Source organism: Streptomyces sp. IBSBF 2435, assembly GCF_036815005.1.
In the GTDB taxonomy this organism is placed as follows: Bacteria; Actinomycetota; Actinomycetes; order Streptomycetales; family Streptomycetaceae; genus Actinacidiphila.
This window is the reverse complement of sequence record NZ_JAJSYW010000272.1, coordinates 1-6,362: the sequence shown is the minus strand read 5'-3', so window position 1 is coordinate 6,362 and position 6,362 is coordinate 1. Positions and strand designations below refer to the sequence as shown.

Annotated in this window: 5 protein-coding genes; 1 reads left to right on the top strand and 4 read right to left on the bottom strand. The window is 75.7% G+C overall.

The window, feature by feature from the left end:
* Positions 1 to 123: 123 nt before the first annotated feature.
* Entirely contained in the window at positions 124 to 363 is a 240-nt protein-coding gene (locus V7E46_RS31695; RefSeq protein WP_333771636.1) for a hypothetical protein, read from the top strand.
* 8 nt (positions 364 to 371) lie between these two features.
* Here V7E46_RS31695 and V7E46_RS31690 read toward each other — a convergent pair whose 3' ends face one another.
* The 4 genes from V7E46_RS31690 to V7E46_RS31675 all read right to left on the bottom strand — a co-directional run.
* Positions 372 to 1,640, bottom strand: coding sequence for an MFS transporter (locus V7E46_RS31690; protein WP_333771635.1), 1,269 nt, complete (start codon positions 1,638 to 1,640; stop codon positions 372 to 374).
* A gap of 73 nt (positions 1,641 to 1,713) precedes the next feature.
* Positions 1,714 to 2,976 carry an MFS transporter gene (locus V7E46_RS31685; protein ID WP_333771634.1) on the bottom strand — a complete coding sequence of 421 codons (1,263 nt, stop codon included), beginning with the start codon at positions 2,974 to 2,976 and terminating at the stop codon, positions 1,714 to 1,716.
* Complete coding sequence (locus V7E46_RS31680) at positions 2,973 to 3,614, bottom strand: helix-turn-helix domain-containing protein (protein WP_333771633.1); 642 nt, start codon at positions 3,612 to 3,614, stop codon at positions 2,973 to 2,975. Before V7E46_RS31680 ends, V7E46_RS31685 begins: the two co-directional genes overlap by 4 nt.
* Positions 3,615 to 3,717: 103 nt before the next feature.
* On the bottom strand, positions 3,718 to 6,362 hold a 2,645-nt coding region (locus tag V7E46_RS31675; protein WP_333771632.1), incomplete at its 5' end, for a ComEC/Rec2 family competence protein.

Sequence of the window (6,362 nt, the reverse complement as noted above, 5' to 3'; positions counted from 1 at the left end):
CGGGGCGGAACGTGCGGCGGGCGGGGCGGACGGGCCGGGGCCGTCCGGGGGGCGATGCCCCGGCGGCGGCGCCTGGTGTCGGCGCCTGGTGTCGGCGCCTGGTGTCGGCGGCACAATGTACCGGTGACCGACGTACGCCATGTCCTCGTGCTTCCCGACCGCGACGCCGCCGAGGAGGTCGCCTCCGAACTGGCCGGCCGCTTCTCCCTCGCGGAGGAACCGCGGCTGGTGCGCGACGCGCTCGCCGGTGAGGACGACGCGGAGGACGCGCAGTGGCTGGTGGTCGTCGAGGACCCCGCGGCGGGGCTCGATCCGGCCGCGCTCGACGCGCTCGCGGGGGCGCACGACGGCTGGCTCGAATAGCGGGCCCTTCACGGTGCGCGGGGCGGGGGCGTGCTGCCGGTCAGGACAGCGGTGGCCGCGAGGAGCAGGGCGGCGCCGATGAAGAAGGGGGCGCGCACGCCCGCGAGATGGGCCGTGAAGCCCGCGGCGACCGCTCCGAGGGCGCCCGAGCCGCCGGCCGCCATCTGGTAGGCCATGGTCACCCTGCCCAGCAGTTCGGTGGGCAGGAGGGTCTGGCGCAGCGTCACCATGGCGACGCTCCAGACCAGGCTCGCGGCGCCGTAACCGGCCACGCACAGACCCGCGACCGCGCCCGAGGTGGCAGAACCCGCGCCCACGACGGTGAGCGCGGCGGCGGGAGTGGCCGGCCGCAGCACCCTGGCCGGCCCGAACCGGGAGGTCAGCCGGGGAGTGACGGTCGCCCCGAGCACACCGCCGACCGCGTACGACGCCACCAGCAGCGCGAAGCCGAGCCCGTCGAGGCCGAGCAGCCGCCCGGCGTAGAGCACCAGGATCGCGACCAGGCCGGTGCCGACGGCGTTGGCGGCGCCCGTCACCAGGCAGAGCCGCCGCAGCCTGCGGTGCCGCCACAGCCAGCGGATGCCCTCGGCCACGTCATGGCGCAGCTTGCGAGGGAGCCCTTCGGTCGGCGCCGCCTTACGCGGCCGGAAGTCGCCGGCTATCAGCGCCACGAGGGCCGCCGCCACCGCGAACGACCCCGCGTCCACCACGAAGGGCAGCGTCGCCCCGATCCCGAAGAGCACCGCGCCCAGCGGGGTGCCCAGCAGGGTGTCGCCGATCTGCCCGGTCGCCTGCAGACGGGCGTTGGCCCTGCTGAGCCCGGACGGCTCCACGAGAGCCGGGACCATTCCGGACCAGGCGCCGTTGTAGAGGATCTGCCCGCAGCCCAGCAGGAATCCGGCGACGACGAGCAGCGGTACCGTCGCCGCGCCGGTGGCCACCACCATGGCCAGCGCCCCGACCACCACCGCGCGGGCCGCGTCCACCGCCCACAGCAGCCGGCGCCGGTCCAACCGGTCGGCCAGGGCGCCGGCGGTCAGGCCGAGCAGCAGCCAGGGCAGTTGCTCGGCCAGCGACACCGCGGCGACCTGCCGCGGGTCGGCGGTCAGGCTGGTCGCGAGCAGCGGCAGGGCCACGAATCGTGTGCCGTCGCCCAGGGAGGAGATCGTGACCGCCGCCCGCACCAGGCGGAATCTGCGGGCGGGGTCGGCCTCCGGGGTGGGCAGGGCGCGCCGCCGCACCGGTACGAGCCGGGTCCCCGTCACTGCTTCCTCCACTCCGCCGGTCCTTCGTGGTTTCTCCGCCGCTGTCGCGGGGCTGTGTGCCCTCGCGAGCCCGTACGGGGGGCCGTCAGTCCGTGGTGGGGAGGTCGCGGGTGCGGAGCACGGGTGACGGCAGGAGCCAGAGGACGCCGAGAGTGGCGGCGAGGGCGGCGGTCCACAGGGCGGCCCTGAGGCCGACCGCGGAGCCGAGGAAGCCGCCGGCCAGGGCGCCGAGGGGGCGGACGCCGTAGTTGACGGTGCGGAAGGCGCCGGTGACGCGGGCGCGCAGCGCGTTGGGGATGACGGCGGCCTGGAGGGAGCCGGCGGCGATGTCCAGCAGCATCACGCCGAGGCCCGCGGCGAATTCCGAGACGAAGAAGGCGGCCAGGATCAGCGGGGTCGGGCCGCCGGCCAGCGGGACGAGGATGAGCGGGCCGGGAAAGGCGACCGCGCCGATGGCGAGGGCCGGGCCGACGCCGATCGCCCGTACGATCCTTCCGCTTATCACCGCGCCGAGCAGGCTGCCGACCGCCCCGGCACCGATGACCAGGCCCAGTAACCCTGCGTCGAGGCCGAGTTCGCCGACCGCGTAGAGGACCACGAGGGTGTTGAAGGCGAAGGTGAACAGGCTGATGGTCGCGACGCAGCCGAGCACCGCCCGCAGCAGCGGGGAACGGGCGATGAAGCGCAGGCCGGCCGTCAGCTGGCCCTTGCCGCCTTCGGAGGCGGGCGGCTCGACGGGGGCTATTCGGGCCAGTTGCCAGGCCGAGGCCAGATAGGACACGGCGTCGGCGAGCAGCGCGAGCGGCGCGGCGAGCAGTTGGACCAGCAGCCCGCCGGCGCTGGGCCCGGCGACGAAGGCGAAGGCGCGGCTGCCGCTGGTGAGGGAGTTGCCCGCCACATATTGCTCGGGGGCGACCAGCGACACGAACAGCGTGGCATTGCACACGTCGAAGGCGACCGCGAGCGTGCCGACCGCGAAGACGACGACGCAGAGCTGGGCGAAGGTGAGCACACCGAAGGCGTAGGCGAGGGGCAGCGAGGCCATCAGCGCCGCGCGGGCCAGGTCCGCGGCGATCATGGTCTGCCTGCGCCGTCCGTGCCGGTCGGCCCAGGCCCCGGCGGGCAGCGAGAACAGCAGCGCGGGCAGCAGCCCGGCGAAGCGCAGCCAGCCCATGGCGGTGGCGCCGACGTGCAGCACGAGGACCGCGGCCAGCGGGACCGCGAGGTAGCTGACCTCGTCGCCGAAGAGCGAGACGGTCTGCCCGGTCCAGTAGCGGCGGAACTGCCGTTCGTGCAGCAGTGCCGGGGCGCGGGCGGCGAGCGTCCGGAGGACGGTGGGCGTGCTCATGCCGAGTCCCGCGGGCGGTCCGGGTGAGCGGCCCGGCCGGGGTCCTTGTCCGCGATCGGTTCGGGGGCGACGTAGGCGACCTGGACGTAGGCGATACGGCGGGCGCCCTCCGGCCGCAGCGCCGGGTCGTAGGTGCGGTCGGTGAACTCGGTGACCATCGCGTCGACCCGCTCGCCCAGCGCGGTCAGCTCCTCCGGGGTGAGGTAGAGGACCGCGTCGGAGTGGCGCTCGGCCTGCTGCCACTGTGCGGGCAGGGTGTGCCGGGTCTCCAGAGCCCTGATCATGCGGTGGAAGTGGTTCTCGGCGACCGCGGCGTTCAGCGCCTCGGTCGCGGAGGCGACCGCGGGGTCCTCCGAGTAGCTGGGCCAGTCGGTGTACGCGGCGGTGGCCCGCCACGGCTTCTCCCGGCCCGGCCCACCCGGGTCGGCCTCCTCGACCAGGCCGTACTTGGCCAGTATCCGCAGGTGGTACGAGCAGCTGGCGACGGATTCCCCGGTCAGCTCCGCGGCCGTGGTCGCGGTGAACGGCCCCTCCAGGCGGAGCAGGCCGACCAGGGCCATCCGGGTGGGATGGGCGTATGCACGCAGGGCGCGCGGGTCGGTGAGGTGGACCTGGTGTTCCGATGGCTTCTCCGTCATGGTGGTCACGCTAGCTATCTAAAGATTCCTTTACAAGGGTTTCTTTAGAACGCTTCCTTTAGAAGCAGACCTTTAGAAGGGGACCTGGGCGGGGGCGCTCTGGTCACGCCGCGCCCGCCAGCACTGTCCGCAGTCCCGCCGGGCCGTCGCCCGAGACCGCGATCGGCCCGTCGGTGTCGGTCCGCAGCACCGTCGCACCCAGCGCCCGCAGCGCGGCGACCGTACGGGCCGCGGGGTGGCCGTAGCGGTTGTGCGCGCCCACCGAGATCAGCGCCAGGCGCGGCCTCGTACGGGCCAGCAGCAGCGGGTCCTGATAACCGCTGCCATGGTGCGCGACCTTGAGCACATCGACCCGCGGCAGGTCGGGCGCCGCGTCCAGCACCTCCTGCTGGGCCGCCGGACCCAGGTCCCCCGCGAGCAGCAGTGTCAGGCCGCCGGTGCGGACCAGCAGCGCCACGCTCGCGTCGTTCGGGTCCTCGCCCGGGAGCGCGTCGGCCGTCGGGGGCGGCCACAGCACGCGCCAGGCCAGCGGACCAACGCTGCGCTGCTCCCCCGCGCTCGCCCGCAGTATCGGCACCCCCGCCGCCGCGGCCTCCCTGCGCACCCGGGCGGCCTCCGCGGCCGGCTCGTCCAGCACCGTGGTCTCGATCGCGCCGACGCTGCGCCCGTGCAGCACGCCGGGGAGCCCGTCCGCGTGGTCGGCGTGGAAATGGGTCAGGACCAGCAGCGGGACCGTGGTGACCCGCAGATCGCGCAGGCAGCGGTCGACCAGGCCCGGGTCCGGCCCGGCGTCCACTACGACGGCGCTGCCCGGCCCCGCCGACAGGGCCAGCGCGTCGCCCTGCCCGACATCGCACACCGCGAACCGCCAGTCGTCCGGCGGCCACGCCGTCACGAGACCCGGCAGCGGCAACGGGCGCACCAGCGCGAGGAGCAGGAGCAGCGCTCCCGCCGCGGCGGGCCAGGGCCGCCCGGCCAGCGCCCTGCCGCCCACCGCCAGCGCGACCGTCAGCACGGCCAGCAGCGCCGCGCCCGGCCAGCCGCCGGGCCAGCCGACCTCCGCCCCCGGCAAGGCCGCGCCGTGCCGTGCGACGGTCACGATCCACCGGGTCGGCCAGCCCGCGACCCAGGCCAGGGCCGCCGCGGCGGGTGCGCCGAACGGTGCCACCGCCAGTGCGCAGAACCCCAGCACCGTCGCCGGCGCCACCGCCGGTTCCGCCAGCAGATTGCACGGCACCGCGACCAGGCTGAGCCGCGCCGACAGCACGACGATCAACGGCCCGCAGACCGCCTGCGCCGCACCCGCCGCCGCCAGTGCCTCGGCCAGTCGCGGGGGCACCCCGCGGGCACGCAGGCCCGCGCTCCAGCGCGGGGCCAGCGTCAGCAGCGAGCCGGTGGCCAGGACGGACAGCGCGAAGCCGTACGACCGCGCGACGGGCGGATCGTGCAGCACCAGCAGCAGGACGGCTCCGCACAGGGCCGGCAGCAGCGAACGTCGGCGGCCCGTGCCGATCGCCAGGAGCGTGATCAGCCCGCACGCGGCAGCCCGCAGCACGCTCGGGCTCGGGCGGCTGACCAGCACGAAGGCTGCGGTCAGCGCCACGCCCAGCACTGCTGTCAGGCGCAGCGGGATGCCCAGTGCTGCCGCCAGGCCGCGGCGCTCGGCCCGGATCGCCCGGGCCGGCGGGCCGATCAGCAGGAGCAGGACGATCGTCAGGTTCGCCCCTGACACGGCGGTCAAATGTGCCAGGTCCGTCGCCCGGAAGGCATCCTTCAACTCCGGTGGCAGTCCGCTCGTGTCGCCGATCACCAGCCCCGGGAGCAGCGCGCGGGCGTCGGGGGGCAATCCGGCGCTCGCCGCGCGCAGGCCCGCCCGCAACCGGGCCGCGAGGCGTTGCGGTGCGCTGGGCGGGGCCAGGATCCGCGGCGGCCCCGTCGCGTGCAGCACGGCTGCGGCGGGGTCGCCCGCGCGGGTCGTCGGGGTCACGCGGACCCTGACCGCCACGGTCGTGGACGGCAGCAGCCGCAGCCATGCCGCCTGGTCGCGGTCGGCCATCAGCACGACGGGGGTGCGGGTCCTGGTCGCGCCGACCCGGACGGCTTCCGCGCTGACCACCACGGTGCGGGGCGAGGCCGCGGTCGTGGGGTGGGTCGTGAACGGGTCCGCGGTGACCCGCAGTTCCGTCGCGACCGTTGTCGGTGCCCTGCTTGTGGCCGTGGCCGTCGCCATTGCCTTCGCCAGCTGCGGGATGGGGCCGCGGTGGCGGTCGGCGTCCGCCAGCGTCGCGACGGCGGTTGCCGTGGCGACGGCCAGGAGCGTGGCCGCTGCGGTGGCGGTGAGGGTAGGGGGCTTGGCCCTTGCCCTTTTGCCCGGGAGGCGGGTCCAGGGCTTGGCCCGGGCCCGTCCGCCCGTGGGGCGGGGCGGTTTGGCTGTCGGAGCGGCCTGGCTGCGCGCCAGGTGGGGCGGACTGCTGGCTGCCGGGGCAGGCTGGGTGCTCGCCGGGTGGGCCGGGCTCGGCCCTACTCTTGCCCTGCGGGCTACCGCTGCTGCCAGGGTCACGGCGAGGGTCGCCAGGACCGCCACGGTCGCGAGCGTGGCCGTGACTCCGACCGTTGGCGTCAGGACGGCGGCTGCCCAGGCCGCCAGGGCGGGCGGCACGAGCCGGAGGTCCGGCGGGCCGTCCTGGTGGGGGTCCGATGCGCCCAGCGGGGACGCGGCCTCTGCGTGGACGCTGGCGCGGGCGGGGG

Excerpts from the sequence above, each read along its gene's own strand:
- V7E46_RS31680 (WP_333771633.1), bottom strand. The coding sequence starts at position 3,614 with ATGACGGAGAAGCCATCGGAACACCAGGTCCACCTCACCGACCCGCGC.
- V7E46_RS31685 (WP_333771634.1), bottom strand. The coding sequence starts at position 2,976 with ATGAGCACGCCCACCGTCCTCCGGACGCTCGCCGCCCGCGCCCCGGCA.